The 26,047-nt window shown below is 70.7% G+C and carries 28 protein-coding genes; 11 read left to right on the top strand and 17 right to left on the bottom strand.

The genetic code is table 11. From position 1 onward, the window contains the following. Nucleotides 1-28: 28 nt before the first annotated feature. Nucleotides 29-1,792, bottom strand: a complete 1,764-nt coding sequence (gene argS / locus ABFX81_RS38965; RefSeq protein ID WP_086843901.1) for an arginine--tRNA ligase — start codon at nt 1,790-1,792, stop codon at nt 29-31. 149 nt (nt 1,793-1,941) lie between these two features. Between argS and lysS the strand changes: the two genes are divergently transcribed. After that, nucleotides 1,942-3,687 carry a lysine--tRNA ligase gene (lysS, locus tag ABFX81_RS38960; protein WP_086843899.1) on the top strand — a complete coding sequence of 582 codons (1,746 nt, stop codon included), beginning with the start codon at nt 1,942-1,944 and terminating at the stop codon, nt 3,685-3,687. Between the two features lie 51 nt (nt 3,688-3,738). Here lysS and ABFX81_RS38955 read toward each other — a convergent pair whose 3' ends face one another. The 3 genes from ABFX81_RS38955 to ABFX81_RS38945 all read right to left on the bottom strand — a co-directional run bounded on the left by ABFX81_RS38955 (nt 3,739) and on the right by ABFX81_RS38945 (nt 6,974). After that, entirely contained in the window at nt 3,739-4,983 is a 1,245-nt protein-coding gene (locus ABFX81_RS38955; RefSeq protein ID WP_086843898.1) for a DUF2637 domain-containing protein, read from the bottom strand. Nucleotides 4,984-5,095: 112 nt separating this feature from the next. Continuing rightward, nucleotides 5,096-5,986: a DUF3558 family protein gene (locus tag ABFX81_RS38950; RefSeq protein WP_346139401.1), complete on the bottom strand. Its 891-nt coding sequence runs from the start codon at nt 5,984-5,986 to the stop codon at nt 5,096-5,098. A gap of 133 nt (nt 5,987-6,119) precedes the next feature. Beyond that, the gene (locus tag ABFX81_RS38945) at nt 6,120-6,974 is read right to left on the bottom strand and encodes a hypothetical protein (protein ID WP_086843894.1); all 855 of its coding nucleotides are present in this window, start codon (nt 6,972-6,974) and stop codon (nt 6,120-6,122) included. 171 nt (nt 6,975-7,145) lie between these two features. On the opposite strand from ABFX81_RS38945, the gene ABFX81_RS38940 reads away from it, so the two are divergent. After that, nucleotides 7,146-8,339, top strand: coding sequence for an RtcB family protein (locus ABFX81_RS38940; protein ID WP_086843892.1), 1,194 nt, complete (start codon nt 7,146-7,148; stop codon nt 8,337-8,339). A 26-nt stretch (nt 8,340-8,365) separates the two neighbouring features. On the opposite strand, the gene ABFX81_RS38935 is transcribed toward ABFX81_RS38940, so the two are convergent. After that, nucleotides 8,366-8,524, bottom strand: a complete 159-nt coding sequence (locus tag ABFX81_RS38935; RefSeq protein WP_346139400.1) for a hypothetical protein — start codon at nt 8,522-8,524, stop codon at nt 8,366-8,368. Next, on the bottom strand, nt 8,524-9,300 hold the full coding sequence (locus ABFX81_RS38930; protein ID WP_086843890.1) for an SDR family NAD(P)-dependent oxidoreductase: 777 nt from the start codon (nt 9,298-9,300) through the stop codon (nt 8,524-8,526). Before ABFX81_RS38930 ends, ABFX81_RS38935 begins: the two co-directional genes overlap by 1 nt. Nucleotides 9,301-9,422: 122 nt before the next feature. Here ABFX81_RS38930 and ABFX81_RS38925 point away from each other — a divergent pair, with 122 nt between their 5' ends. Continuing rightward, a complete protein-coding gene (locus ABFX81_RS38925; RefSeq protein WP_086843888.1) occupies nt 9,423-9,857 on the top strand; it encodes a nuclear transport factor 2 family protein in 435 nt (144 codons plus the stop codon). Between the two features lie 34 nt (nt 9,858-9,891). Here ABFX81_RS38925 and ABFX81_RS38920 read toward each other — a convergent pair whose 3' ends face one another. Next, the gene (locus ABFX81_RS38920) at nt 9,892-10,227 is read right to left on the bottom strand and encodes a YnfA family protein (RefSeq protein WP_086843885.1); all 336 of its coding nucleotides are present in this window, start codon (nt 10,225-10,227) and stop codon (nt 9,892-9,894) included. Nucleotides 10,228-10,506: 279 nt separating this feature from the next. Here ABFX81_RS38920 and ABFX81_RS38915 point away from each other — a divergent pair, with 279 nt between their 5' ends. From ABFX81_RS38915 to ABFX81_RS38905, 3 genes are all read left to right on the top strand, one after another. Further along, a complete protein-coding gene (locus tag ABFX81_RS38915; RefSeq protein WP_086843883.1) occupies nt 10,507-11,583 on the top strand; it encodes a CE1758 family FMN-dependent luciferase-like monooxygenase in 1,077 nt (358 codons plus the stop codon). A 117-nt stretch (nt 11,584-11,700) separates the two neighbouring features. Further along, nucleotides 11,701-12,420, top strand: a complete 720-nt coding sequence (locus ABFX81_RS38910) for a response regulator (protein ID WP_086843881.1) — start codon at nt 11,701-11,703, stop codon at nt 12,418-12,420. Then, the gene (locus tag ABFX81_RS38905) at nt 12,421-13,839 is read left to right on the top strand and encodes an ATP-binding protein (RefSeq protein WP_086843879.1); all 1,419 of its coding nucleotides are present in this window, start codon (nt 12,421-12,423) and stop codon (nt 13,837-13,839) included. Between the two features lie 33 nt (nt 13,840-13,872). Here the strand turns inward: ABFX81_RS38905 and ABFX81_RS38900 are convergent, their stop codons facing one another. Next, nucleotides 13,873-14,472, bottom strand: coding sequence for an antibiotic biosynthesis monooxygenase (locus ABFX81_RS38900; protein WP_086843877.1), 600 nt, complete (start codon nt 14,470-14,472; stop codon nt 13,873-13,875). Nucleotides 14,473-14,611: 139 nt separating this feature from the next. Here ABFX81_RS38900 and ABFX81_RS38895 point away from each other — a divergent pair, with 139 nt between their 5' ends. Continuing rightward, entirely contained in the window at nt 14,612-15,694 is a 1,083-nt protein-coding gene (locus ABFX81_RS38895; RefSeq protein ID WP_428837260.1) for a LacI family DNA-binding transcriptional regulator, read from the top strand. A 28-nt stretch (nt 15,695-15,722) separates the two neighbouring features. On the opposite strand, the gene ABFX81_RS38890 is transcribed toward ABFX81_RS38895, so the two are convergent. Continuing rightward, nucleotides 15,723-16,532, bottom strand: coding sequence for a GNAT family N-acetyltransferase (locus tag ABFX81_RS38890; protein WP_086848324.1), 810 nt, complete (start codon nt 16,530-16,532; stop codon nt 15,723-15,725). Between the two features lie 94 nt (nt 16,533-16,626). Beyond that, complete coding sequence (locus ABFX81_RS38885; protein ID WP_086848328.1) at nt 16,627-17,106, bottom strand: MarR family transcriptional regulator; 480 nt, start codon at nt 17,104-17,106, stop codon at nt 16,627-16,629. A gap of 66 nt (nt 17,107-17,172) precedes the next feature. On the opposite strand from ABFX81_RS38885, the gene ABFX81_RS38880 reads away from it, so the two are divergent. Continuing rightward, nucleotides 17,173-18,012 carry an alpha/beta fold hydrolase gene (locus tag ABFX81_RS38880; RefSeq protein WP_086848330.1) on the top strand — a complete coding sequence of 280 codons (840 nt, stop codon included), beginning with the start codon at nt 17,173-17,175 and terminating at the stop codon, nt 18,010-18,012. Nucleotides 18,013-18,098: 86 nt separating this feature from the next. Here ABFX81_RS38880 and ABFX81_RS38875 read toward each other — a convergent pair whose 3' ends face one another. From ABFX81_RS38875 to ABFX81_RS38860, 4 genes are read right to left on the bottom strand one after another with little or no spacing between them, the layout of a single operon-like run. After that, nucleotides 18,099-18,752: a M15 family metallopeptidase gene (locus ABFX81_RS38875; protein WP_086848332.1), complete on the bottom strand. Its 654-nt coding sequence runs from the start codon at nt 18,750-18,752 to the stop codon at nt 18,099-18,101. Nucleotides 18,753-18,778: 26 nt separating this feature from the next. Next, nucleotides 18,779-19,483 (bottom strand): hotdog domain-containing protein, encoded by a 705-nt coding sequence (locus tag ABFX81_RS38870; protein ID WP_086848333.1) that lies wholly within the window; start codon nt 19,481-19,483, stop codon nt 18,779-18,781. After that, complete coding sequence (locus ABFX81_RS38865) at nt 19,476-20,486, bottom strand: alcohol dehydrogenase catalytic domain-containing protein (protein WP_086848335.1); 1,011 nt, start codon at nt 20,484-20,486, stop codon at nt 19,476-19,478. The genes ABFX81_RS38870 and ABFX81_RS38865 overlap by 8 nt, the downstream gene beginning before the upstream one ends. Then, the gene (locus tag ABFX81_RS38860) at nt 20,479-20,910 is read right to left on the bottom strand and encodes a tautomerase family protein (RefSeq protein ID WP_086848336.1); all 432 of its coding nucleotides are present in this window, start codon (nt 20,908-20,910) and stop codon (nt 20,479-20,481) included. Before ABFX81_RS38860 ends, ABFX81_RS38865 begins: the two co-directional genes overlap by 8 nt. 120 nt (nt 20,911-21,030) lie before the next feature. Between ABFX81_RS38860 and ABFX81_RS38855 the strand changes: the two genes are divergently transcribed. After that, nucleotides 21,031-21,615, top strand: coding sequence for an LmrA/YxaF family transcription factor (locus ABFX81_RS38855; protein WP_086848338.1), 585 nt, complete (start codon nt 21,031-21,033; stop codon nt 21,613-21,615). Nucleotides 21,616-21,654: 39 nt separating this feature from the next. Here the strand turns inward: ABFX81_RS38855 and ABFX81_RS38850 are convergent, their stop codons facing one another. The 3 genes from ABFX81_RS38850 to ABFX81_RS38840 form a co-directional block, all read right to left on the bottom strand. Next, nucleotides 21,655-22,131, bottom strand: a complete 477-nt coding sequence (locus ABFX81_RS38850) for a tautomerase family protein (RefSeq protein WP_086848340.1) — start codon at nt 22,129-22,131, stop codon at nt 21,655-21,657. A gap of 117 nt (nt 22,132-22,248) precedes the next feature. Beyond that, a complete protein-coding gene (locus ABFX81_RS38845; RefSeq protein ID WP_086848342.1) occupies nt 22,249-22,941 on the bottom strand; it encodes an NAD(P)H-binding protein in 693 nt (230 codons plus the stop codon). A 77-nt stretch (nt 22,942-23,018) separates the two neighbouring features. Continuing rightward, complete coding sequence (locus ABFX81_RS38840) at nt 23,019-23,660, bottom strand: hypothetical protein (protein ID WP_346139398.1); 642 nt, start codon at nt 23,658-23,660, stop codon at nt 23,019-23,021. Nucleotides 23,661-23,947: 287 nt separating this feature from the next. Here ABFX81_RS38840 and hemL point away from each other — a divergent pair, with 287 nt between their 5' ends. Continuing rightward, nucleotides 23,948-25,264 (top strand): glutamate-1-semialdehyde 2,1-aminomutase, encoded by a 1,317-nt coding sequence (gene hemL / locus ABFX81_RS38835; RefSeq protein ID WP_086848347.1) that lies wholly within the window; start codon nt 23,948-23,950, stop codon nt 25,262-25,264. Next, the gene (locus ABFX81_RS38830; RefSeq protein WP_086848349.1) at nt 25,261-25,962 is read left to right on the top strand and encodes a histidine phosphatase family protein; all 702 of its coding nucleotides are present in this window, start codon (nt 25,261-25,263) and stop codon (nt 25,960-25,962) included. Before hemL ends, ABFX81_RS38830 begins: the two co-directional genes overlap by 4 nt. Nucleotides 25,963-26,047: the final 85 nt, after the last annotated feature.

Here is a 26,047-nt window from a genome sequence, read left to right as displayed (position 1 = left end):
CTCGGCCTGTCACGGAAAGGAGCCGGGCTCAGAGCCGCTCGGGCGTCCGGATGCCCAGCAGGGCCATGCCCCGGTGGAGGGTGCGGGCCGTGATGTCGCAGAGGAACAGGCGGTTCTCGATCTGCTCGGGCGACTCGGCCTTCAGGACCGGGCACTTGTCGTAGAACGTCGTGTAGTGGGACGCCAGCTGGTACAGGTACGCCGTCATCTTGTGCGGGGCGTACTCCGCCGCCGCCTCCGCCACCGTCGCCGCGAACGAGTCCGCGTGCAGGCCGAGCGCACGCTCCGCCTCATGCAGCTCCAGCTCGGGGTGCGCGACGGGGCGGGCCTCGCCGGCCTTGCGCAGGATCGACTGGATACGGGCGTAGGCGTACTGGAGGTAGACGGACGTGTCGCCGTTCAGCGAGACCATCTGGTCCAGGTCGAACTTGTAGTCGCGGTTCGCCGACGTCGACAGGTCCGCGTACTTCACCGCGCCGATGCCGACCTGGGTGCCCCGCTCGGCGATCTCCTCCTCGGAGAGGTCCTGCGCCTTCTCCCGGACCACCGCCGAGGCACGGTCGATCGCCTCGTCCAGCAGGTCGACCAGGCGGACCGTCTCGCCCTCACGGGTCTTGAACGGCTTGCCGTCCTTGCCGAGGACCGTGCCGAAGGCGAGCTGCACCGCCTTGACGTCCTCGTTCAGCCAGCCCGCCCGGCGGGCCGTCTCGAAGACCATCTTGAAGTGCAGCGACTGGCGGGCGTCCACCACGTACAGCAGCGTGTTCGCCTTGATGTTGAAGACGCGGTCGCGGATCGCCGACAGGTCGGTCGCCGCGTAGCCGTAGCCGCCGTCCGACTTCTGCACGATCAGCGGGACCGGCTTGCCGTCCGGGCCCTTGATGTCGTCGAAGAAGACACACAGCGCGCCCTCGGAGCGGACCGCGACGCCCGACTCCTCCAGCAGGCGGCAGGTCTCCGCGAGCATGTCGTTGTAGCCGGACTCGCCGACGATGTCCGGGTCCCGGATCTCCATGTCCAGCTTCTCGAAGACGGAGAAGAAGTAGATCTTCGACTCGTCCACGAACTTCTGCCACATGGCGAGGGTCCGCGGCTCGCCCGCCTGGAGGTCGACCACCCGGCGGCGGGCCCGCGTCTTGAACGCCTCGTCCGCGTCGAAGAGCTTGCGGGCGGCCTTGTAGATGCGGTCCAGATTCGACATCGCCTCCTCGCCGGAGACCTCGTCGGCCTTGTGGTCCAGCTCGTGCGGGTGCTCCTCCAGGTACTGGATGAGCATGCCGAACTGGGTGCCCCAGTCGCCGATGTGGTGACGCCGGACCACGCTCTCGCCGGTGAACTCCAGCAGCTGCGTCACCGAGTCGCCGATCACCGCGGAGCGCAGGTGACCGACGTGCATCTCCTTCGCCACGTTCGGCTGGGCGTAGTCGATGACCGTGGTGCCGGGCTGCTCGGCGTGCGGCACGCCGAGGCGGCCGGTGTCGTCCGCATAGCGCGCGGCGAGAGTCTCCGTGATCGCCCGGTCCGTGATCGTGATGTTCAGGAAGCCGGGGCCGGAGACCTCGATGTCCTTGATCACGTCACCCGACTCGACCCGGGAGACGACCTGCGCCGCCAGCTCCCGCGGGTTCGCCTTCTCCTTCTTCGCGAGGGCCAGGATCCCGTTGGCCTGGAAGTCGGCCCGGTCGCTTCGTCGCAGCAGCGGGTCCGCGGAGCCGGCCTGCGGCAGAGCCGCCGACAGGGCCGCCGCGAGGCGCTGGTGGACGGAGTCGCTGAGGGACGTGACCGAGGCCATAGGAAGGGGTGCCGTTCTCCTCGAGGGAATCGATAGACACGGCCAGTATTCCATGCGGGTAAAGCCGTTTTTCCGGGCGCGACATGGTCTGGGACAATGGTGCGGTCAGCCGTGCGACCGTACCGGCTGCCCGATGCAGAAAGAAGGACGTGCCGATCGTGGCTCAGAGCACCGAGACCACCGACTGGGTCTCCCGTTTCGCGGATGAGGTCATCGAGGAGTCGGAGCGTCGGGCCCCGGGCAAACCCGTCGTCGTCGCGTCCGGCCTCTCGCCGTCCGGCCCCATCCACCTCGGGAACCTGCGCGAGGTCATGACCCCGCATCTCGTCGCCGACGAGATCCGCCGCCGGGGGTACCAGGTGCGGCACCTGATCTCCTGGGACGACTACGACCGCTACCGCAAGGTGCCGGCCGGTGTCCCGGGCGTCGACGAGTCGTGGGCCGAGCACATCGGCAAGCCGCTGACGTCCGTCCCGGCGCCCGAGGGCTCGGCGCACGCCAACTGGGCCGAGCACTTCAAGGCCGCGATGATCGAGTCGCTGGCCGAGCTGGGCGTGGAGTTCGACGGGATCAGCCAGACCGCGCAGTACACCTCCGGCGTGTACCGCGAGCAGATCCTGCACGCCATCAAGCACCGCGGCGACATCGACGCGATCCTCGACCAGTACCGGACGAAGAAGGCCCCGGCCAAGAAGCAGCAGGGGCAGAAGCCGGTCGACGAGGCCGAGCTGGAGGCCGCCGAGGGCTCCGGCGCGGCCGGTGAGGACGACGGCAGTTCCGCCTCCGCCGGGTACTTCCCGTACAAGCCGTACTGCGGCAACTGCGAGAAGGACCTCACGACCGTCACGTCCTACGACGACGACTCCACCGAGCTGACGTACGCCTGCACCGCCTGCGGCTTCTCCGAGACGGTCCGGCTCAGCGAGTTCAACCGCGGCAAGCTGGTCTGGAAGGTCGACTGGCCGATGCGGTGGGCGTACGAGGGGGTCGTGTTCGAGCCCTCAGGTGTCGACCACTCCTCCCCGGGGTCCTCCTTCCAGGTGGGCGGGCAGATCGTCGGGATCTTCGGCGGCAAGCAGCCGATCGGCCCGATGTACGCCTTCGTCGGCATCTCCGGCATGGCGAAGATGTCCTCCTCGAAGGGCGGCGTGCCCACCCCGGCCGACGCCCTGAAGATCATGGAGCCGCAGCTCCTGCGCTGGCTCTACGCCCGCCGCCGCCCCAACCAGTCCTTCAAGGTCGCCTTCGACCAGGAGATCCAGCGGCTCTACGACGAGTGGGACCGGCTCGACGCCAAGGTCGCCGACGGCAGCGTCCTGCCGGCCGACGCCGCCGCGCACTCGCGCGCGGTGCGTACGGCCGCCGGTGAGCTGCCGCGGACCGCCCGGCCCCTGCCGTACCGGACGCTGGCGTCCGTCGCGGACATCACCGCCGGGCACGAGGACCAGGCACTGCGGATCCTCAGCGAGCTGGACCCGGAGCAGCCGCTGACCTCGCTCGACGAGGTGCGGCCGCGGTACGACAAGGCCGAGGCCTGGATCAACACGCATGTGCCGGCCGAACAGCGGACCATCGTGCGGGACGAGCCCGACGCGGAACTGCTGAAGTCGCTGGACGAGGCGTCCCAGCAGTCGCTGCGGCTCCTGCTCGACGGACTCGCCGAGCACTGGTCCCTCGACGGGCTGACCCACCTGGTGTACGGCGTGCCCAAGGTGCAGGCCGGGTTCTCCGCGGACGCGACGCCCAAGGAGCTGCCGCCGGAGATCAAGACCGCGCAGCGGTCCTTCTTCGCCCTGCTGTACCACCTGCTGGTCGGGCGGGACACGGGGCCGCGGCTGCCGACGCTGTTGCTGGCGGTGGGGCAGGAGCGGGTTCGGTCCCTGCTCGGGGAGTAAGCGGCATAAAAGAAGGGGCCCTCGTGAGGAGGGCCCCTTCTCTCATGCCCTTCAGGCGATGTGCTCTTCTGCCAGTTCCGCGTTGAGGCGGTTGGAGAAGCGATTCACCATGCGCTTGGACTCGGCCTCGGGGAGTGCGATGCCGTACGTCGCCTCGACGTCGGCGATGAAGCCGCGGGGGGTGGGCGCTCCGTTCCCGCTCTTTATCGACTCACGGAAGACCTGGTAGAACGCGTCCTCGTCCGGTTCCGGGTGACCGCCGCCGTCGCCCAGTTCCCGGGTGCGGTTGGGGCCCACCGGGATGGGGAAGCTGCCGGTGTCCTCCGGGCTGGGTTCCTCGTGAGGCTGGTCGAGGTACTGCTCGGCCTGCTGCTGTTCCGCGATCCACTGGGCGTACTGCTCGGGGTCGTAGGCCGGGTCGTAGCCGCCCTGGTACTCGACCTCGCGCGGGGCGCTGAACCAGGGGCTCTGGTCCGGCCCCGGGATGTCGTCCGGCTGCTCGGTGTCGCGGTGGCTCTCGAGCTGCCGGCGCTGCTCGCCCGGAGGCGCCGCGTTCTGAGGGACGGGTGCCGGCCCGGGGGCACGGCTGACCGCAGCCGGATCGGCTTGCGGCGGCGGGGGGATCAGCGCGGGCTCTATGCCCGCCGCCGCCAGCCCCGCCGGGGCCGTCTCCGCCAGGGGCACGCCGTAGCGCGCCAGCCGTAGCGGCATCAACGACTCCACCGGGGCCTTCCGGCGCCACGCCCGTCCGAAACGTGAACGCAGCCGGGCCTGGTAGACGAGACGTTCCTGCTCCAGCTTGATGACCTGGTCGTAGGAGCGGAGCTCCCAGAGCTTCATACGGCGCCAGAGGAGGAACGTCGGCAGGGGGGAGAGCAGCCAGCGGGTGAGGCGGACGCCCTCCATGTGCTTGTCGGCCGTGATGTCCGCGATCCGGCCGATCGCGTGGCGGGCCGCCTCGACGGCGACCACGAACAGGATCGGGATCACCGCGTGCATGCCGACACCGAGCGGATCCGGCCAGGCCGCCGCGCCGTTGAAGGCGATCGTCGCCGCTGTCAGGAGCCAGGCCGTCTGGCGCAGGAGCGGGAAGGGAATCCTGATCCAGGTGAGGAGCAGATCCAGGGCCAGCAGGACGCAGATGCCCGCGTCGATGCCGATCGGGAAGACGTAGGAGAAGTTCCCGAAGCCCTTCTTGAGGGCCAGTTCGCGGACCGCCGCGTACGAACCGGCGAAGCCGATGCCGGCGATGATCACGGCACCGGCCACGACCACACCGATGAGAACGCGGTGCATCCGAGTCAGCTGTGGCGCGGCCACCCGTACTCCCCTCCCCTTGCGTGTTGTTGCGCGCAACAGGGTGGCACATGTGTGCGGAGGACGGGTGGCCGGTTCCCGTCGGGCTTGTTCAGCTCTTCGACGCGGGCTTCTTGGACGGCGACTTCGACGCGCCACCCGACGGCTCGTCCGAGGCGTCCTTGGAGGCCGACTGCGAGGGGGACTTCGACGGGGACTTGGACGCGGACTTGGACGGGGCTCCGCTCGCCTTGCCGCCGCCCGCGCCGTTCGCCTCGGACACCGCCGCCACCGCCTCCTTGGCGGCCTTCTTGGCGTCCTTCGCCAGGTCGTCGGCGCTCGGGCTCTTGTCGCCGGCCAGACCCGCGCCGTTGTAGTCGATGGTGACGACGACGTTCTCGACGCGTGCCACGACCGTCTGCTGCTTGAAGGTGCCTTCCTTCTTCTTCAGCTCGTAGCGCACGGCCGTCGCCTCGTCGCCCGTCCCGGGCACCGGCTCCGACTTGGTGCTCTTGGCGCCCTCCGTGGCCTGGGCGTCCTGGACCTGCTTCTCCAGGTACTCCTGGGCCAGCTTGTCGGCCGGGCCGCGGGCGACGTCCGACTCGAAGCGCAGCATCGACACGTTCAGCCAGCGGAACTGCGAGCCCTTGACGCCGTTGTTGTCGAGGCTGTTCCAGGAGCAGTTGCCGCGGGTCGAGATGTCGTCCGACTTGCCCTCCTTGCCGGACTTGCTCTCCGGCACGAGGTCCTTCAGCGTCTTCTTCGACAGCACCTTGCAGGGCTCCGGAAGCTTGCCGTACGCCGCCGCCTCCACGGTCGGCGACGGGCTCGCGGACGCCGAGGCGGCGGCATTCGCCGCCTTGTCCGTGCTGTCGCCGGAGCCGGAGTCCGAGGAGCAGCCGGCGGCGACCAGCATCACGGGGACGGCGGCCGCGCAGACAAGGACGCGGTGGAGTCGCTTCGCTCGCTGGTCTCGCTGTTCACGCTGTGCTCGTCGCTGCATGGTTCCTTCACTCATGACGCTCGTGGTTCCTGCGGTCGGAACGGGTCCGAGTGGTCACGGTACGCGGTGAGGCCGCTGTGTGTTCTTCCTTCGGCTGCTTTGCGGGTGCGCGTGAAGGGGGCGTGAAGGGGCCTCAGTCGCTCAGCGAATCGGCCAGCTGCGAGGCCAGTTTCCGGGCCCTGTCCTGCATTTCCTTGCTGTCCGGGACGACGCCGATGGTGGTCGGCTGCTCGGTGTACTCGATGGTCACGATGACGTTGGACGTGCGGAATGCCACAGTCACCGTCCGCTGCTTGGCCGTCGAACCGGAGCTGCTCAGCTCGTCGTCGAGGAAGGCCTCGTCGCCGACCTCCTCCAGGACGCGGGGCTGGAGATCGGTCGGGGCGGCGGAGGCGGACGCCGACGGTGACGTGCTGCCCGACGGGGACGGGGAGCCCGACGGGGACGTGCTGCCCGACGGGGACGGGGAGCCGCTCGGAGCGGCGGAGGAACCGCCGGCCGGGGTGCTGCCGACGGTCGCCGACTCGGTGGCGGTCGGCTCGGGAAGGTGGGCCGCCGCCTCCTTCTCCGCGAAGAGCTGCTCGGCCTGGCTGTCGTCGCTGACCGCGTTGTCGTAGGAGACGACCCGTTCGAAGTCGACGAGCAGATGGTCGGTGGCCTGCTGCGAATCCACCTTCCACTGGCAGCCGACCTTGCGGTCGGTGTCGTACGTGACCGTAGCCTCGCCCTCGTACGCCTTCTCGCGCTGCTCCTTGTCGGTGATCTGCCGGATGCCGGGCAGGAGTTCGTCGAGGGAACTCGGGCCGACGGCGCCGCAAGGCTCGGGCAGCGTGCGGTACCGGCCCGGCTCGGCGGCGGCCGAGGCCGTGCCCGTGTCGCCCGGGTTGGAGTCGTCCGTCGGGCCGCCGTCGCCCGAACTGCCGGTGCAGCCGGCCAGCAGGGCCGCGAGGAGCGCGGCGATACCGGGTGCGTACGCCTTCCGTTGCACGTGGTGGCCCCTCTCGACGCGGAAATCGGCTTGCCGCCGCGGGGCGGCCGATGAACACAATGTCTATCGCACGCACTGCCGTGGACGCCGGTCCGGAATCCCTTTCGTAGACCTTGGCTCCGGTATTTGCTGTTGAATACTTCTGTTCGTATACGGGGGATTGAGGAAGCTATGTCGTATGTAGAGATACCTGGTGCGAAAGTACCGATCCGGATGTGGACCGACCCGTCCACGGTCGAGGGGTCCGCGCTCCAGCAGCTCCAGAACGTCGCCACGCTGCCCTGGATCAAGGGCCTGGCCGTCATGCCCGACGTGCACTACGGCAAGGGTGCGACGGTCGGTTCGGTCATCGCCATGCAGGGTGCGGTGTGCCCGGCGGCGGTGGGTGTCGACATCGGCTGCGGAATGTCGGCCGTGAAGACGTCCCTGACGGCGAACGACCTGCCCGGGGATCTGTCGCGGCTGCGGTCGCGGGTCGAGCAGGTGATCCCGGTGGGGCGGGGGATGCATGACGATCCCGTCGACCCCGGGCGGTTCCACGGGTTGGCCACTGCCGGGTGGGAGGACTTCTGGGGGCGGTTCGACGGGGTTGCGGAGGCGGTCAAGTTCCGTGCGGAACGCGCCACCAAGCAGATGGGAACGCTCGGCGGGGGTAACCACTTTGTCGAAATCTGCACGGATACGACCGGCTCTGTCTGGCTGATGCTCCACTCCGGTTCCCGCAACATCGGCAAGGAGCTGGCCGAGCACCACATCGGCGTGGCCCAGAAACTCCCGCACAACCAGGGCCTGGTCGACCGCGACCTCGCCGTGTTCGTCGCGGACACCCCGCAGATGGCGGCGTACCGCAACGATCTGTTCTGGGCGCAGGAGTACGCGAAGTACAACCGCTCGATCATGATGGCGCTCCTGAAGGACGTGATCCGCAAGGAGTTCAAGAAGGCGAAGCCGACCTTCGAGCCGGAGATCAGCGCGCACCACAACTACGTGGCCGAGGAGCGCTACGACGGGATGGACCTGCTCGTGACCCGCAAGGGCGCGATCCGGGCCGGCTCGGGCGAGTACGGGATCATCCCCGGCTCCATGGGCACGGGTTCGTACATCGTGAAGGGACTCGGCAACGACAAGTCCTTCAACTCGGCCTCGCACGGCGCGGGCCGGCGCATGAGTCGTAACGCGGCGAAGCGCCGGTTCTCCACGAAGGACCTGGAGGAGCAGACGCGGGGCGTGGAGTGCCGTAAGGACTCCGGCGTCGTGGACGAGATCCCGGGCGCCTACAAGCCGATCGAGCAGGTCATCGACCAGCAGCGGGACCTGGTGGAGGTCGTGGCGAAGCTGAAGCAGGTCGTGTGCGTGAAGGGCTGAGCCGCTCTTGGTGAGCGGCTGCCCCTTCACTTCGGGGCGTGCATCACCGCGTAGATCATGACGAACGCCACGATGTGGATGCCGAAGAGGAAGTAGGCGAGCCACCACCACATCCGGCGTTCGTTCTTCGTCTCCTGGGCGAGGCGCCGCCGTTCGAGGTCCTGGTCCCGTTCGGCGTCCGGCATCACAGGTCCCGGTGGACCTTCGTGTTGGAGGCCTGGGCGCGGGGGCGGAGGACCAGGAGGTCGACGTTGACGTGGCTGGGGCGGGTGATCGCCCAGGTGATGGTGCCGGCGACGTCGTCGGCGGTGAGGGGTTCGGCGACGCCCTCGTACACCTTCTCCGCCTTCTCCTTGTCGCCGGAGAAGCGGGTGAGGGCGAACTCGTCCGTCTTGACCATGCCGGGGGCGATCTCGATGACGCGGACCGGCTGGCCGACGATCTCCAGGCGCAGGGTCTCGGCGAGGACGTGCGCGCCGTGCTTGGCGGCGACGTAGCCCCCGCCGCCCTCGTAGGTGCCGTGGCCCGCGGTGGAGGAGACGACCACGACCGTGCCGTCGCCGCTCGCGACCAGCTTGGGCAGCAGGGCCTGGGTGAGGTTGAGCGTGCCGATGACGTTCGTCTCGTACATCTGGCGCCAGTCGGCGGGATCACCGGTCGCGACCGGGTCGGCGCCGAGCGCGCCGCCCGCGTTGTTGACCAGCACGCCGATCGTCTTGAAGGCCGTGGCGAACTCGTCGACCGCCGCGCGGTCGGTGACGTCGAGGGCGTACGCCGTGGCCTGGTGGCCGGCCTTGGTGATCTCCTCCGCCAGCGCCTCGATGCGGTCCTTGCGGCGGGCGGTGAGGACGACGCGGTAGCCCGCGGCGGCGAGCTGCCGGGCCGTGGCGGCGCCGATTCCGCTGCTCGCACCGGTGACGACGGCGATGCGGGAGGCTGCGGACGGGGCGGCGGTGGCCATGGGAGCTCCTCGGGCGTGGCGGACGGGCCGACTTCTGTGCGAAGGCCTCCGGCCAGGATAGGTGGGCCCCGCGGTGGGAGAATGGGGGCGGGTGATCCTCCTGTTCCCTCTGGAGGTTGGTCATGGGAGAGGCACGCCAGGTCATGGACCGGCTCACGGACGCGGTCACCACGCACGCCGATCTGAACGTCGTCAGCGAGCTGTACGCCGAGGACGCGGTCGCCTTCACTCCCGACGAGGGCGAGCTGCACGGGCGCGACAACATCGTCGAGTACTGGCGGACGATGAAGGAGGCGCTCCCCGAGGCGACGTTCCAGACGTTGCACTCCTACGAGGTCGGCGACACCGCCATCGACGAAGGGATCTTCAGCGGACGGAACACCGGGCCGCTGCAACTGCCCAATGGTGAGACGCTGCCCCCGACCCAGAAGGAGATCAGGATCCGCGGGGTGGACATCGCCACCGTGAAGGACGGCCGGATCGTCGACTACCGCCTGTACTTCGACGAGATGGACTTCCTGGGGCAGCTGGGGCTGCTGCCCGACGAGCCGTTCTGAGCACCCGGCCCTGAGCCCCGGGCCGGAACGCCGGTCAGTTTCCCCGCGGGGCGTACATGATCACTGCCATGCCCGCGAGGCAGATCACTGCGCCCGTGATGTCCCAGCGGTCCGGGCGGTAGCCGTCCGCGATCACGCCCCACAGGATCGATCCGGCGACGAAGATCCCGCCGTACGCGGCGAGGACGCGGCCGAAGTGGGCGTCGGGCTGGAACGTCGCGACGAAGCCGTAGGCGCCGAGCGCGAGGACGCCGCCGGCCGCCCACAGCCAGCCCTTGTTCTCGCGCACACCCTGCCAGACCAGCCACGCGCCGCCGATCTCCAGCAGGGCGGCGAGGACGAAGAGGGCGGCGGAACGCGCGATCTGCATACGGGCAGCTTCGCACGCCGGGGCGGGGTTCCTGGGCTGAGGTGTCACCTGGTGGAGGGCGCCTGCGGGGCGCTCCGCGTGGGTCGCTGCCGTGGCCGGGCTGGTGACGGGGGCGGCCGCGCCGGCCTCCGCGTAACCACGGTCCCGCCGCCGTCGCAGACGCGACGGTTTGGTTGCGGTGGTCGGAGCCGTTTGTTCGTCCTGGACACGGGGGACCCCTACCACTTCCGACACCCGGAGGTATGGTTGAAGTGTAAACAACCTGGAGGGTGAGCGACCATGCAGTTCGGGATCTTCAGCGTCGGCGACGTCACGCCCGACCCGACCACCGGCCGGACGCCGACCGAACGCGAGCGCATCAAGGCCATGGTCGCCATCGCGCTGAAGGCCGAGGAGGCCGGGCTCGACGTCTTCGCCACCGGTGAGCACCACAACCCGCCGTTCGTGCCGTCGTCCCCGACCACGATGCTCGGCTACGTCGCCGCCCGCACCGAGCGGCTGATCCTCTCCACGGCCACCACCCTCATCACCACCAGCGACCCGGTGAAGATCGCCGAGGACTTCGCGATGCTCCAGCACCTGGCCGACGGCCGGGTGGATCTCATGCTGGGGCGCGGCAACACCGCCCCCGTCTACCCCTGGTTCGGGCAGGACATCCGGCAGGGCATCCCGCTCGCGATCGAGAACTACGCCCTCCTGCACCGGCTGTGGCGCGAGGAGGCCGTCGACTGGGAGGGGAAGTTCCGTACGCCGTTGCAGGGCTTCACCGCCACGCCCCGTCCGCTGGACGGCGTACCGCCGTTCGTCTGGCACGGCTCGATCCGCTCGCCGGAGATCGCCGAGCAGGCCGCGTACTACGGCGACGGCTTCTTCCACAACAACATCTTCTGGCCGGCCGACCACACCAAGAGGATGGTCGAGCTGTACCGGACGCGGTACGCGCACCACGGGCACGGCACGCCTGAGCAGGCGATCGTCGGGCTCGGCGGGCATGTGTTCATGCGGCGGAACTCGCAGGACGCCGTGCGCGAGTTCCGGCCCTACTTCGACGTCGCGCCGGTCTACGGGCACGGGCCGTCGCTGGAGGACTTCATGGCGCAGACGCCGCTGACCGTCGGCTCGCCGCAGCAGGTCATCGAGAAGACGCTGGCCTTCCGCGAGTACGCCGGTGACTACCAGCGCCAGTTGTTCCTGGTCGACCACGCCGGGCTGCCGCTGAAGACCGTGCTGGAGCAGATCGACCTGCTGGGCGAGGAGGTCGTGCCGGTGCTGCGCAAGGAGTTCGCCGTGGGCCGCCCGGCGGACGTGCCGGACGCCCCGACGCACGCGGCCCGGCTCGCGCAGGCCCGAGGGTGAGAGGACGGTAGGCACCCGGCCTGTGGTTGCGTGTCCCCTGGTGAGAGGGCAGTAAGAAGGACGCTCCGGCGCAGCTCGTCCGGTCCCGGAACCGTGGCGGCGGGGCACACTGGACGCGTGTCCCAAACAGTGCTGCTCGCCGAAGACGACCGCGCCATCCGCAACGCCCTGGAGCGTGCCCTGACGTTGGAGGGTTACCGGGTCATGGCGGTCGCCGACGGTGTCGAGGCACTGGCGCAGGCCCACCGCAACCGTCCGGACGTCCTCGTCCTGGACGTGATGATGCCCGGCATCGACGGGCTCCAGGTGTGCCGCGTGCTGCGCGCCGAGGGCGACCGGACGCCGATCCTGATGCTGACCGCCCTCGTGGAGACCGCCGACCGGATCGCCGGCCTGGACGCGGGCGCCGACGACTACGTGGTGAAGCCCTTCGACGTGGAGGAGGTCTTCGCCCGGCTGCGCGCGCTGCTGCGCCGCACCAGCCCGGTGGGCGTCGGCGGCGCGCCCGTGGCCGAGGCGCCCCGGGCAGTCCCCGAACGGTTCATTGAGGCGGCCGGCATCCGCATGGACCCGCAGGCGCGCCGGGTCTGGCGCGGCGCCCGCGAGCTGGAGCTGACCCGCACCGAGTTCGAACTGCTGGAGCTGCTGGTCCGCAACGCGGGCATCGTCCTCGACCACTCGACGATCTACGACCGCATCTGGGGGTACGACTTCGGCCCCGGCTCGAAGAACCTCGCCGTCTACGTCGGCTATCTGCGCCGCAAGCTCGACGAGCCGGACGCGCCGCAGCTCATCCACACGGTGCGTGGCGTGGGTTACGTGCTGCGGGAGGACTGAGTGGGCCGCCTCGGCCGGCTGCTGGACGGGCGGCGGCCGAAGCTGGTCTCGCTGCGCACCACCTTCGCGGTGTCGTTCGCGGCGGTGACGGCGGCCGTGACGATCCTGGTCGGCATCCTGTCGTACAGCGCGGCGGCCCGGCTGGTGCGGGTGGACCAGCAGACCGTGTTCGACGAGGTCGTGCAGGACCTGCGCGACGAGGTGCGGGAGAACCGCATGACGCCCGGCGACTTCTCGTCCGCCGCGCCGGGCCACGACCTGGTCCGGCCCGCCCGGACGGACGTGCAGGTGCTCGGCCCGGACGGGCAGGTCGTCGACCGGGGCAGTCCGGGGCTGCCGGTCATCGGCGCCGATGTGCGGATCGCCGCGGCGGCCGTGTCCGGGCGGGTGGCCCAGCACAAGGACGTCGACGTCGGCGACGACGTCTACCGTGTCGCCACCGTCTCCCTCGGCGGGGGCCGGGGCGCGGTGCAGGTCGCGCAGGAGTTCAGCGACGTCGAGGACCTGCTGCGGGCGCTCCAGCGGCGGACGCTGCTGCTGATGGCCGCCGTCGTGATCGCCGCCGGCCTGTTCGGCTGGTGGCTGGCCCGGCGGATCACGCGCCGCCTGGTCGTCCTCACCGACGCCGCCGAGGACGTCGCCCGCACCCGCCGGCTCGGCATCCAGGTGCCCGTCGCCGGGCACGACGAGGTGGGCCGGCTCGGCCGGGCCTTCGACCGCATGCTGGGGCGGCTCGCCCAGTCCGAGGAGGACCAGCGCCGCCTGGTCCAGGACGCGGGCCACGAGCTCCGTACGCCGCTGACCTCCCTGCGTACGAACATCTCCCTGCTCCGCCGGATCGACGAGCTCCCGCCCGCGACCCGCGAGGAGCTGGTCGCCGACCTGGGGCAGGAGGCCCGCGAGCTGACCGACCTGGTCAACGAGCTCGTCGACCTCGCGGCCGGCCAGTCCGACACCGAGCCGCCGCGGCGGGTGAACGTCGCCGACATCGCGGAGGAGGTGGCGGGCCTCGCCCGGCGCCGCAGCGGCCGGCGGATCCTGCTCCGCGCGAGCGGCGACACCACGACCGACGGACGGCCCGGGATGCTGACCCGGGCGCTGTCCAACCTCGTCGAGAACGCGGTGAAGTTCGACCAGGGCGGCTCGGGCCCCGTCGAGATCGTCGTCGCCGGGCCCGCCCGGCCCGGCACCATCCGGGTCGAGGTCCTCGACCGCGGCCCCGGCATATCCGACAAGGACCTCGACCGCGTCTTCGACCGCTTCTACCGCGCCGCCGACGCCCGCTCCCTGCCGGGTTCCGGCCTGGGCCTGTCCATCGTCCGCGAGGTGGCACTCGCGCACGGGGGAGCGCCGTTCGCGTTCCGGCGGGAGGGGGGCGGGACGGTGATCGGGTTCACGGTGGGCGGGGGGCTCGACTGACATCGTCTGCCTTGGCGGACCTCCGCGTGAGGCTCAGCTCGCAGGATCCCGCCGCAAGGCGCGACACAGCTGAAACCGCCCACCGCGTGTGAGCCGCACCCCGGCCGTCCCGGAGAAGAGCTCGTGCCCCTTGTCGTGGTCCCCGGCCTCGGCGGCCTCCTGGTGCGCCTCCGCGCTGGTCCACTCGGTGTAGAGCAGCACCCGGCTGCCGTCGACGCTGTGCAGGAAGTGGGCGGAGATCGCCCCGGGGTGGCCGCCTTCGCGTGGCTGGGCCTCGATCACCGCGTCGGTGAAGGCGCGCTGCCGCTCGGGCCCGTCGACGTCGAAGGCGGCGGTGATGAGACACCCCGGGACGCGCGTCTCGTGCTCCTCGGCGAGGCTGCGGTACAGCCGGTAGCGGGGCGGGCCGGCCGGCGGGACCGCGGTGTCGTCGGTCCACTGCGCGAGCGTCAGCACCGTCTCCCCGTCCGTACCGAGGAACCAGCTGACGGCGGCGAGCCCGGCGGGCGGGGTCGCCAGTGCGTCCGACTCGGCTTCCACGACGGCCTGTTGCTGCTCCGGGCCGTCGGCGTACCGCGTGCCGATCACCCATGTGCCGGGCACGGTCAGGTCCGGGAAGGGGGCTGAGGGCACCGGACGGAACTCCTTCGTGAAGGGAGCGGAACCGTGATCGTGCCCCGGCGTGGCAGGGAGTCGTCAACTGCTTTACGTCGCTGGGCGTCGGGACCCGACGCTCGGTCCGGCCCGGTCCGACGGCTGCTACCGTCCGCTCATGCCTCCAGCTCAACGGCACCCCACGATGGCCGACGTCGCCGAACGGGCCGGGGTCTCCACATCCACCGTCTCGCGCACGCTGCGCGGCCTGTCCACGGTCTCCCCGGAGGTGCGGGCCCGCGTCGAGCAGGCCGCGCGGGAGCTGAACTTCGCCGTGTCCCGGCAGGCCGCGAGCCTCGTCACGGGCAGGACCGGGACGGTGGCCGTGCTGGTCCCGACGCTCGACTCCTGGTTCATGGGATCCGCCCTCTCCAGCCTGGCCCCGCTGCTGCGGGCGGCGGGCATGCAGCTGAACGTCTACGAGATCCCCGACCTGGCCGAGCGCACCGCGTTCTTCGAGCACCTCCCGGCACGCCGCAACGCCGACGCGCTCCTGGTGTTCTCCTTCGACCTCACCGACGAGGAGACCGCGCGGCTGGACGACCTGGGCATGCCGGTGATCTACGTCAGCCAGCATGTCGCCGGACGGCCCAGCGTCTACGTCGACGACGTGGCCGGCGCCCTGCACGGCACCCGGCACCTGCTCAACCTCGGCCACCGCCGGATCGCGTTCGTCCAGACCGCGGGCGCGAGCGGCTTCTCCTTCAGCTCCAACGAACGGCTGCTGGGCTACCAGCAGGCGCTCACCGAGGCGGGGGTCCCGCTCGACGACGACCTGGTGGTGTCCACGCGGGTCGGCGACAAGCGCGCCGCCGCCGAGGTGCTCGGCATGCTGCTGAGCCTGCGCGAGCCGCCCACCGCCGTCTTCGCCGAGCAGGACGAGGTCGCCGTCGCCCTCATCTGGAACCTGCGCAGGACGCGGATCGCCGTACCCGAACGCATCTCCGTCCTCGGCTTCGACGACCAGCCGCTGGCCGACTGGTTCGACCTGTCCACGGTCGCCCAGTCACCGTCGGACATGGGCCGCGAGGCCGGCGAGCTCGCGCTGAAGCTCATCGACGACCCCGGGGCTGACCACCAGCGGCATGTCGTGCTCCCGACGCATGTGCTCCCGCGGGCCACGACCGCGCCGGTGGCCCGGCCCCGGGACGAGGGCGAGCGACACGCGGGGGGCGAGGAGACGCGGGGCGGGGGCGCTTGAGGGCACGCGCCGCTGCCGAGGGCCGGTGTCAGTCCCCCGCGAGGGCGAAGAAGCTCATCGGTGAGTTCGCCTCGAACCCGATGCGCGGATACACGGGCGCTCCGGCGGCGGTGGCGTGCAGGGTCGCCCGGGTCAGCCCGGTGGCCCGGCCGCCCTCGTGCAGGGCCTTGCGCGTCACCGCTTCCCCGTATCCCCGGCGCTCCCACGCCGGATCGGTGGCGACGAGCAGCACGAAGAGACGGCCGTCGGCCTCGACGGTGGCGGCGCAGGTCACGGGAGTGCCGTCGTCGTCGCGCACGCCCAGGTAGGCGTACACCTGGTTCTTCCACAGCGAGGAGCGGCCGAGACCGTCACGGCCGTCCTCCAACGGAAACCCGTAGGCACGCGAGTTGAGGTCGGCGAAGGCGCGCAGTTGCTCATCGGTGGTCACGCGTACGAACGTCAGGTCGGGGTGGGCGGGATCGGGAACGGGCAGTAAGTCCCCCGCCATCCCCGTGCCGGGAAAGGCGTGCACGAGCCCGGCTCGCTCGGCGGCGTCCCCGAGCCCCGCGCGTGCCTCGTCGCCGAGGAGATCCTCGAAGACCCACAGGAAACCGGGGCACTTCTTCGACCGCATGATCTCCGCGACCTCGTTCAGCCGCTGCTTCAGCAGCCCGGCGGTGGTGCCGTGCTCGGTCAGGGTGACGCAGTCCCAGAAGGCGAACCGGCAGTCGGCCCAGCGGACGGCGATCCCCGGCAGATCGCGGACGTCCGCCCGCGGATCCCGGTCGAGCACCATGACCCGCCACACCGCGGCGAGCTGCTCCATCGATTCGATCGAGTCCGTGAGATCGCGCATGAAAATCCCCCCAGGTCGGCGACGGAGCACGGGCGTCGGCCGTGCCCCGTACTCGTCCTGCCCCTCGCGGGGGTGCCTCATCCCGCTCATGTGCTCACCCTCGGGCGGAGCTGTCCTGCTGGGCCCGTCGCCGTGCGGCGGCGACATCGCGCATGGCCAGCAGGAAACGCCGCACCGTGGCCAGCTCCTGCTCCTCGAAGGACCGCATCTCGGCGACCATCTCGTGGATCAGCGGCCCGAAGAACGACCAGCCCAGGGTGACGGCCTCGTCCTGGACGACCAGCAGCACCCGCCGGCGGTCGCGCGTGTCCCGTTCCCGGCGCACGAGCCCCAGCCGCTCCAGCCGGTCGACCAGGGCAGTGGTCGAGGCGGAGTTCACACCCAACTGCGCTCCGAGCCATCCAGGGGTGGCCCGCACGCCCTCCCGGCCGGCGTCGAGCAGGTGGATCAGTGCGCGCACATCCGTGGGATGCAGCCCTTCACGGCCGGCGAACTCGGCGGCGAGAAGGTCCAGTTCGACCGTGACGGCTCGCAGCAGGTGGACCAGTTGAAGGCCGGGGTCCTGGTCGTCCACGCTCTCACTCCCGTACTATCTCGATAGTCGAGATTATTGATGACCGAGTAATCATAAGGCGGGGCCATGGGTGACGAGGCGGTCTTCTTCGCGGCGTACGACGCCGTCCTGCGACAGTGGCCCGTCGAGGTCCACAGCGTCGACGTTCCGTCCCCGTACGGCAGCACGCGGGTCCACATCTGCGGCCCGGAGGACGGCGCTCCGGTCGTGCTCCTGCCCGGCGGTGGATCAACCTCGATGGTCTGGTTCGCCAACGTCAAAGCCCTGGCCTCCACCCATCGGGTGTACGCCGTCGACCTGATGGGCGACATCGGTCGCAGCGTGCACGACGGGGCGCCACTGCGCGGCGTCGGCGACCTGGTGGCCTGGCTCGACGCGCTCTTCGACGAGCTGGACCTGGACGGGGCACACCTGTGCGGCCACTCCTACGGCGCCTGGATCGCCCTGAACCACGCGCTGCACGCGCCCCACCGGCTCGGCAGACTCGCGCTGCTCGACCCGACCAACTGCTTTGCCGGCATGAGCCCGCGCTACCTCATGCACGGGCTGCCGGTGTTGCTGAAGCCCACCGCGGAGCGCGTGCGGGCCTTCCACCGGTGGGAGACCGGCCGTACCCCTGCGGACCCGGTGTGGCGGGCGTTCCTGGACAGTACCGCCACCGCCCGGCGGTCGAAGGTCGTCGCCATGCGACGCCCCAGGACACAGCAGTTGAGGGCCTGCACCGTCCCGGCCCTGGTGCTCCTGGCCGAACACAGCCGGGTTCACGACGTGCCGCGCACAGCGGCCGCCGCACGCCGGCTCCTGCCCAAAGCGAGAGTCATCACCCTGCGGGACGCCTCCCACCACTCCCTCCCCACCGAGCGTCCTGCCGAACTCAACCGCCTGCTGGCGGAGTTCCTGGCCTGAGCACCGCGGCCGCCTTGGCAACCGGTCCGTCACGAGCGACCTGCCCGCCGCGCCGGACCGCCCCGCCTCCGATGACGACGTGACACTCAAGCCCGCTCACGCGCCCCGTAGAGCGCGTGCTCCGCACCGGTGGCCAGGGCCCAGTACCGGTCGCCGTACGACCAGTGCCACCACTCGGTCGGGTAGTTGACCAGGCCCGCGGCCGTCAGTGCGTCGCCGAGCAGCCGCCGGTTGTCGCGTGCCCGGGGTGGGATGCCGGGGGCGTTCGTGTAGCAGGCGCCGTCGCTCTCCTCCGGACTGGCGTTCACCCGCGTCCCCATGTCGAGTTCCTGCCCGTCGGCGGACATGAGGGTGAGATCGACCGCCGCTCCGGCACTGTGGGGGGCGATCTCGGGCGGTGACACGTAGCGGCTCGCGGCCTCCCGCACCTGTTCCGCCGACCAGCCCGGATGGTCCGCCCGCAGGACGTCGGAGTACTGCTCGAAGTAGGAACGCTGGAGGGCGGGCGGCCGGTACCCCTCGACGAACAGCAGACGAACGCCGTCCGGCAGCAGCTCCTGAGCCTTCAGCAGGCGTGCCAGGACACCCTCCCGCAGGTGCGCGAAAGCGCCCGACCCGTCTTCCTTGCGAGGGTCGACGGCGATGGACTCCCGCACCCTGACGTCGAGCAGCCTTTCCCCGCAGTCGGCCACGGGGATCGCCGCGATTCTGGCGTCTGACATCAGCACGATCTCGGTCATGCGCCGATCATGACGCAGGGACCGACTCAGCCGCGCAGCTCTTCGGCCATCACCCGTTGCAGCCCCGGGAACAGGGCGCGGGTGCGGTCGGGGTCGGGGGGGACGAAGACTCCCTCGGCCGTGACGAGGTCGGTGTCCGGGGCCGTCCGGCTGGTGATCGAACCGTTCACGAAGATCTTGCGGTCGTCCGTGCCGGTGACGCGCGCGGTGATCCGCAGGGGTGTTTCCAGCAGGACCGGGCGGTGGTAGCGCATCTGGAGGGAGACGGTCAGGCCGGGCGTCCCTGCTGCCGCGCAGGCGCGGCCCATCAGTTCGTCCAGGAGCATGGCGCTCACCCCGCCGTGGCCGTAGCCGGGCGGGCCTTCGTGGGTGCCGGCGAGGGTGCACTCACCGATCAGGCCGTCGTCGGCGGCCGTGACCCGCATCGGCGGGGCGAGCGGGCTGCCGGCTCCCGTGACGGGGCTGTAGAACCGCGGCCCCGCGGGGAATTCGTCCACCTCGGGGATCTCGCCTCGTGCGCGACGTCGCCCCGTGAGCCGGCCGGTGACGGTGCGGACGCCGTCCGCCACGCGGTGGAGGGTGTCCGGGGAGGCGTCGGTGCGGACGGTGGCTTCCACCAGAGCACGCAGTTCGTGACCGAGGCGGGTGATGGCCGCCTTCCGGCGCTCCAGTTCCTCGGTGCCGGTGCCGGTGCCGGTGCCGGTGCGCGGAAGCCGGGGGCGGTCAGACATCTGCCCGGACGAAGACCGGCTTGAGGTGTTTCTCCGGCAGCGCGGCCGGAAGGTCCTCCCAGTCGATGACGTGGGAGACGACCCGTTGGGGGGCGACCTTGCCGGAGGCGGCGAGTCGCAGGGCGTCGGGGATGTGGGCGCGCACGTTGTCGCGGGCGATGCGCAGGGTGACGCCGTTGAGGTACATGTCGAGCAGGGGCAGCTCGCCGGGGCGGAAGTGGTTGCCCGCGCTCTCGCAGATCCCCTCCGGGGTGAGGCACTTGACGGCCAGGCCGAGCTGGTCGACGCGGCCGGTGGCCTCGACGGCGATGTCGTAGCCCTGCGGGAGGGGCTCCAGTGTCTCGGTGGTGGCGGCGCCGAACGCGCGGGCCAGCTCGCGGTGTTCGGGGTCGGGGTCGACGTAGAGCACGTCGGAGGCGCCGAGCGCGCGGGAGATGTCGCACACGTACAGGCCGATGCTGCCGCGGGCGACGACGAGTACCCGTGCTCCGGGGCGGGCCTTGAGGTGGGGTGCGACCAGGCGCCAGGCCAGGGACCAGTTGTCGCTGGCGGAGGCCATGGCGACCGGGTCGAGGCCGGTGGGCAGCGGGACCAGCATGGCGTCGGCGTAGGGCACGCGGACCAGGTCGGAGAAGAGCCCGCCCCAGTCGCCGCCGATCGGTGCGCCGTACATCGCCATGTAGGGCACGGCGGTGCAGTGCGCGGTCAGCCCGGCCCGGCAGCGGTCGCAGCCGCCGCAGTTGACGGACCACGGGACGACCACGAGATCGCCGGGGGAGACGGTGGTGACGGCGTCGCCGGTCTCCACGACCCGGGCGACGCACTCGTGGCCGAGGGCGAAGGGCGGCTCGATGAAGCCGTGCCCGGCGAGGATCGAGGAGTCGACGTCACACGGGGTGGCGGCCACCGGCGCGACGATCGCCTCACCGTCCGACTGGATCCTGGGGTCGGGTGCTTCCCGCCACTCGACGGTGCGCTTGGCGACGTAGGTCAGTTCACGCATCGGTGCGCTGCCCCTTCGCCAGTGCCATCAGATCGGCGTACCGGACGACGGAGCCACCCGCGCCCCAGGTGCCGTCGGGCTGCTCGTGCACCAGCACCCACACCCGCAGCGTGTCGTCCGGGCCGAGGCCGGCGGCGCCCAGGACGGTCCTCGTGGCCTCCTCGACCAGGCCCGCCTTGCGGCGCTCGGACAGGGCGCCCTGCGGAACGGTGACCTCCACCAGGAAGCGCGGTTCGTCGTCCCCGGCGGTGGTCTGGGCACCCTCGGGCAGTTCGACGAGGTAACTCCACGCCTGAGCGCGGAAGAAGGAGGTGTCGGGCGCGCCCTCCCAGCGCAGCAGCACGGCGGCCAGGCCGCGCTGGACGGTCGTGCGCCCCTGAGCGGTGAGCGCACCGGTCGGGACGGTCAGCCTGATCATCGGCATGGCAGCTCCTCGAATCGTCGACAGCCACTGTTCGTCGACAGCCATTTTCTATGACAGTCGTTATAACGAGAGGTCACGGTAGACTATGACGGCCGTTATAGCCAGAGGGGATGTGCACAGGTGGCCGAGCGCAGAACGCCGTCGCGCGAGCGGATCGTGGCCGGGGCCGCCGACATGATCAGTCGGCGTGGTCTGAGCGCCACGAGCATCCGGGAGATGGCCAAGCACGCCAAGGCGCCGCTCGGCTCGACGTACCACTACTTCCCGGAGGGCAAGCAGCAGCTGGCCACCGAAGCCGTCCGGTACACGGGCGAGTGGGTCGCCCGCAGCCTGCGCAAGGAGTTGGAGTCGGGGCCGGTCGAAGGGCTGCGGGCGTTCCTCGCCCTGTGGCGCAAGATCGTCGTCGAGAGCGACTTCCACGCCGGCTGCCCTGTGCTGGCCGTGGCCGTCGAGGAGCCTCCGGCTGACGAGGTCCCGCCCGCTCTGGCCGCCGCGGCAGACGTGTTCGCCCAGTGGGAGAGCCTGCTGGCCGCCTCACTGCGGGAGCACGGGGCCGAGGCCGAACAGGCCGCGCAACTCGCGACGCTCGTCGTGGCGGCCGTCGAGGGCACGGTCGCCATGTGCCGCGCCAAGCGCAGCGCGCAGCCGCTCGACGACACCGCCGAGCAGTTGCAGGCGCTCGTCGTCGGCGCGATCAAGCACTGACGCCCGCCAAGGCGGTGGGACCGGTGGGACGGATCCGCGTCACGCGCCGAGCGCGGCACGCACGGCCTCGGCCTTCTCCTCGGTGAACACGCCGCTGTCCAGGAGGGAGAGGACGGACAGCACGCCGCCGCGCGACCCCCAGCTGCCCTCGTCGATCACCCGGAAGGTCACCCACCAGGCCGGCGACGGCTCGGGGAGGCCGCAGGCGTCGGCCATCGCGGCCAGGACGCGTTCGATGACCTCGGCCCGGACCTCCTGCCGCCAGTCCCCGTCCATCACCGTCACGTCGATCGCCATGACGTCGGCGTCCGGTCCGGTATCCGCGAGGAGCCGCCCGCCGATGGCCATCATGTCGGCCTCACGCTCGGTGAAGTGCACCTGGAACTCGACCCGCGCGGCCGGCGCGACCTGCCCGACCTCCGGCACGAGCACCGCGTCCGTCAGCGTCCCGGCCAGCTTCCGGCGCTGCTCCTGACTGAGACGGCCCTTCGGGGCGTTCACCGTGATGATCGTCATGGCATCCTCCTATGACAGTCGTTATAGACGGCGTCAGGCTACACCCGCCTATAACGACTGTCATAAACTGCGGCTGTCATGAACGACGACGACTGTCATCGACGGGGAGGCGGATGCTCAGTCGGAGATGACAGCCGAGCGGCGGATCCACTCGCTCCCGTGTGCCGCCCGGTGCATGAAGGCGGCGGCGTCCGCCCGGCTGATCGTCGGGTTGACCTTCATCGGCAGCCGGTCGGCCGCGCGGTACGCACCCTTGGACGGGCCGTGGGTCAGCCTCGTCGGGTAGACCACGGTCCAGTCCAGTCCGCTGGAGCGGATGCTGTCGTCGGCGATCTCCTTGTTCGCGTAGATCGCCCGCAGGAGCGTGCGGTAGATCACCTTCTGAGGGCCGCTCGCCCACGCGAACGTGTGGCCGACCCCGAACGACGACAGCCACACCAGCCGGGAAACGTCAGTTTCCCCGGCCGCGGCGATCAGGGCGGCCGAGGAGTGTGCGAAGAGGTCGTCCGCGACCACCGAATTGCCTCTGCCGAGGGCGGCGACGACGGCGTCCTGACCGGCCAGGGCGGTGGATACGTCGCGGCGGGAGGTCGCGTCTCCGGCGAGCAGAGTGACCTGGTCCGCCAGGTCGCCCAGCGCCGCCGGGTGACGGACCAGGGCGGTGACCTGGTCCCCCGAGCGCAGGGCCAGGTCGACGACATGACGACCAGTGGGGCCGGTCGCAGCGTCGACATTGCTGAGGCCGAGGTGCCGGATCAGCCCCTCCTCGCGCCGCCGGTGAGCCGAGCCGCTCGCGCCACCGACGATCATCCGGCCGATCCCCGCATCACCGGCACATGACGAGGGCGGAGCCCGAAAGCCCCGCCCGAACACCACGAAACCCCAGCTCAGGGCCAGACGAGGCAATACGGCTGGTGCCCCGCCTCATGCAGCCGATGCGAGAAGTCCTGCCACTCGTGCAGCAGTTGGTACACGTTGAACGCGTCCCGGGGCCCGCCCCGGTCCGGGACCGTCGACCAGATGAAGGCCGCCGCGCCCACCGACTCCTCGCCGATGCCCCGCAGGGGGTCGACGACGGTCATCGGGAGTTTCACGACCGCGTAGTCGGGGTGCAGGACGACCAGTTCCAGGGGCGGCACCTTGTGCAGGGGAATGCCCTCGATGCCCGTCAGGACCATCGCCGCCATGGTCTCCGGCTTGATCTTCGTGAACATGCCGTTCATGCCGAGTTCGTCGCCGCCGAGTTCCTCGGGGCGCATCGAGATCGGGACGCGGGCCGCGGTCGCGCCGTCCGGCGCGCCGAAGTACTTGTACGTCACCCCCACCCGACCACCATTCCCGCTGCTCCCGGCCCGAAGATCGTCCACTCGGCGTTCTGTACGTCCGTCGAGCCGCTCCGGTTCACTCGGCAGATCCTGAGTCCGACGTGCTTCCTGCGTTTCCTCCGCCTCGCGCCGGTGCCTTCCCCGCCGGGCACGTCGAGGACCCAGGTCATCAGTCCCCTCGCCCAGTCCGCCACCGCGATGCATATCTCCACCCGACTGCTTTTCTAGGACGCGTCGCCCCCGCCGCGCAACCCGATCATCGTGTCAGTGACCTCCCCCGCGGCCGCTCGCCGAAACGTGCGCTGAAACATCTGCCCGCGGGATCTACGCAGCCTCCGACCACCCTCGGCCGTTTGAGCTGTGTGTATCACGTCCCAGTCTCGCAGACGACGGAGGTTCGGGGACCGGTTGCCGGGCACTGTCCTACCCTGAACAGGTCACTCACACCCGGAGTCCGACGTCGTCGGAGAAGGTCGGAGAAGTCGCAGGTCATGAGCGAACTGGCATATCCGTATGAAGCACCGGCCTCGCAGGCTCTGTTCGACCGTGCGGCGGCCGTCACACCCGGTGGCGTGAACTCGCCGGTGCGGGCCTTCCGCGCCGTCGGCGGCACACCGCGGTTCATGGTGTCCGGCAAGGGGCCGTATCTGACCGATGCCGACGGGCGGGAGTACGTCGACCTCGTGTGCTCCTGGGGGCCCATGATCCTGGGGCACTCGCACCCCGAGGTGATCGCCGCCGTGCAGGACGCCGTCGCCCGCGGTACGTCCTTCGGCACGCCGGGTGAGGGCGAGGTCGCGCTCGCCGAGGAGATCGTCGCCCGGGTGGAGCCGGTCGAGCAGGTGCGGCTCGTGTCCAGCGGGACCGAGGCGACCATGTCCGCGATCCGGCTCGCGCGCGGGTTCACGCAGCGCAGCAAGGTGGTCAAGTTCGCCGGGTGCTACCACGGGCACGTCGACTCGCTGCTCGCCGCCGCCGGCAGCGGCGTCGCGACGTTCGCGCTGCCCGACACCCCGGGCGTCACCGGTGCCCAGGCCGGCGACACGATCGTCCTGCCCTACAACGACCTCGACGCCGTACGCGCCGCCTTCGCCGCCCACCCCGGCGAGATCGCCTGCGTGATCACCGAGGCCTCCCCGGGCAACATGGGCGTCGTACCGCCCGCGGACGGCTTCAACCAGGGCCTCAAGGACCTCTGCGCCGAGAACGGCGCCCTTTACGTCTCCGACGAGGTCATGACCGGGTTCCGTACCAGCCGGGCCGGTTGGTACGGGGTCGACGGGGTCCGCCCCGACCTCATGACCTTCGGCAAGGTCATGGGCGGCGGGTTCCCGGCGGCGGCCTTCGGCGGGCGTGCGGATGTGATGGCTCATCTCGCCCCGGCCGGGCCCGTCTACCAGGCCGGCACCCTCTCCGGGAACCCCGTCGCCACCGCGGCCGGGCTCGCCCAGCTGCGCCTCCTCGACGACGCCGCCTACGACAAGGTCGACGCGGTGTCGAAGCAGATCCAGGAGCTCGTCAGCGGGGCGCTGACCAAGGAGGGCGTCGCGCACACGCTCCAGAACGCCTCCAACATGTTCTCCGTGTTCTTCACGGACCGGCCCGTGCGGAACTACGAGGACGCCAAGGCGCAGGAGTCCTTCCGCTTCACCGCGTTCTTCCACTCGCTGCTCGCGAGCGGCGTCTACCTGCCGCCGTCGTCCTTCGAGTCCTGGTTCGTCTCCACCGCGCACGACGAGCGGGCCGTGCAGCGGATCGCCGACGCCCTCCCGGCGGCGGCCCGAGCCGCCGCGGAGGCCACGGCATGAGCAACGAGACGACCCATGAGACGGACGACGACCTCACCGTCGTCCACGTCATGCGGCACGGCGAGGTCGCCAACCCGGACGGCATCCTCTACGGGCGGCTGCCCGGCTACCACCTGTCCGAGCTGGGCCGGCGCATGGCCGACCGGGTCGCCGAGCACCTCGCGTCCCGCGATGTGACGTACGTCGTCGCCTCCCCGCTGGAGCGGGCGCAGGAGACGGCGGAGCCGATCGCCAAGGCACACGGGCTGGACCTCGCCACCGACGAGCGGCTGATCGAGGCCGGCAACATCTTCCAGGGCAAGACGTTCGGCGTCGGGGACGGGGCGCTGCGCAAGCCCGGCAACTGGAGGCACCTGATCAACCCGTTCCGGCCGTCCTGGGGCGAGCCGTACGTCGACCAGGTCGTGCGGATGATGAACGCGCTGAGCACCGCGAAGGACCGGGCCCGGGGACACGAGGCCGTCGTGGTCAGCCACCAGCTGCCGATCTGGATCGTGCGGTCGTACGTCGAGCGGCGGCGGCTCTGGCACGACCCGCGCAAGCGGCAGTGCACGCTCGCCTCGCTGACGAGCTTCACGTACCGGGGCGACAGGATCGTTTCTGTCGGCTACACCGAGCCGGCCCGCGATCTCGTCCCGGCCCATCTCCTCGCGGGCGCCAAGCCGGTGAAGGGGAAGGACAAGGCGTTCGGGGCGTAGGCCCTTTCTGTTCGCTTCTGACCGTCTCGTTACGGAATCTGCAAATATCAGCGGAACCTCCCCGTTCGTCACGTCCTCTGACTGG

The organism is Streptomyces coeruleofuscus, from assembly GCF_039532725.1.
GTDB classification, from domain to species: domain Bacteria; phylum Actinomycetota; class Actinomycetes; order Streptomycetales; family Streptomycetaceae; genus Streptomyces; species Streptomyces coeruleofuscus.
This window is presented reverse-complemented; position numbering and strand designations above follow the sequence as displayed.

What these genes read in the sequence shown, in the direction of transcription:
- argS (WP_086843901.1), bottom strand. Translation starts at nt 1,792, where the DNA reads ATGGCCTCGGTCACGTCCCTCAGCGACTCCGTCCACCAGCGCCTCGCG.
- ABFX81_RS38955 (WP_086843898.1), bottom strand. Translation starts at nt 4,983, where the DNA reads ATGCACCGCGTTCTCATCGGTGTGGTCGTGGCCGGTGCCGTGATCATC.
- ABFX81_RS38950 (WP_346139401.1), bottom strand. Translation starts at nt 5,986, where the DNA reads ATGCAGCGACGAGCACAGCGTGAACAGCGAGACCAGCGAGCGAAGCGA.
- ABFX81_RS38940 (WP_086843892.1), top strand. Translation starts at nt 7,146, where the DNA reads ATGTCGTATGTAGAGATACCTGGTGCGAAAGTACCGATCCGGATGTGG.
- ABFX81_RS38935 (WP_346139400.1), bottom strand. Translation starts at nt 8,524, where the DNA reads ATGCCGGACGCCGAACGGGACCAGGACCTCGAACGGCGGCGCCTCGCC.
- ABFX81_RS38930 (WP_086843890.1), bottom strand. Translation starts at nt 9,300, where the DNA reads ATGGCCACCGCCGCCCCGTCCGCAGCCTCCCGCATCGCCGTCGTCACC.
- ABFX81_RS38925 (WP_086843888.1), top strand. Translation starts at nt 9,423, where the DNA reads ATGGGAGAGGCACGCCAGGTCATGGACCGGCTCACGGACGCGGTCACC.
- ABFX81_RS38920 (WP_086843885.1), bottom strand. Translation starts at nt 10,227, where the DNA reads ATGCAGATCGCGCGTTCCGCCGCCCTCTTCGTCCTCGCCGCCCTGCTG.
- ABFX81_RS38915 (WP_086843883.1), top strand. Translation starts at nt 10,507, where the DNA reads ATGCAGTTCGGGATCTTCAGCGTCGGCGACGTCACGCCCGACCCGACC.
- ABFX81_RS38895 (WP_428837260.1), top strand. Translation starts at nt 14,612, where the DNA reads ATGCCTCCAGCTCAACGGCACCCCACGATGGCCGACGTCGCCGAACGG.
- ABFX81_RS38890 (WP_086848324.1), bottom strand. Translation starts at nt 16,532, where the DNA reads ATGCGCGATCTCACGGACTCGATCGAATCGATGGAGCAGCTCGCCGCG.
- ABFX81_RS38880 (WP_086848330.1), top strand. Translation starts at nt 17,173, where the DNA reads ATGGGTGACGAGGCGGTCTTCTTCGCGGCGTACGACGCCGTCCTGCGA.
- ABFX81_RS38875 (WP_086848332.1), bottom strand. Translation starts at nt 18,752, where the DNA reads ATGACCGAGATCGTGCTGATGTCAGACGCCAGAATCGCGGCGATCCCC.
- ABFX81_RS38870 (WP_086848333.1), bottom strand. Translation starts at nt 19,483, where the DNA reads ATGTCTGACCGCCCCCGGCTTCCGCGCACCGGCACCGGCACCGGCACC.
- ABFX81_RS38865 (WP_086848335.1), bottom strand. Translation starts at nt 20,486, where the DNA reads ATGCGTGAACTGACCTACGTCGCCAAGCGCACCGTCGAGTGGCGGGAA.
- ABFX81_RS38860 (WP_086848336.1), bottom strand. Translation starts at nt 20,910, where the DNA reads ATGCCGATGATCAGGCTGACCGTCCCGACCGGTGCGCTCACCGCTCAG.
- ABFX81_RS38850 (WP_086848340.1), bottom strand. Translation starts at nt 22,131, where the DNA reads ATGACGATCATCACGGTGAACGCCCCGAAGGGCCGTCTCAGTCAGGAG.
- ABFX81_RS38845 (WP_086848342.1), bottom strand. Translation starts at nt 22,941, where the DNA reads ATGATCGTCGGTGGCGCGAGCGGCTCGGCTCACCGGCGGCGCGAGGAG.
- ABFX81_RS38840 (WP_346139398.1), bottom strand. Translation starts at nt 23,660, where the DNA reads ATGCATCGCGGTGGCGGACTGGGCGAGGGGACTGATGACCTGGGTCCT.
- hemL (WP_086848347.1), top strand. Translation starts at nt 23,948, where the DNA reads ATGAGCGAACTGGCATATCCGTATGAAGCACCGGCCTCGCAGGCTCTG.
- ABFX81_RS38830 (WP_086848349.1), top strand. Translation starts at nt 25,261, where the DNA reads ATGAGCAACGAGACGACCCATGAGACGGACGACGACCTCACCGTCGTC.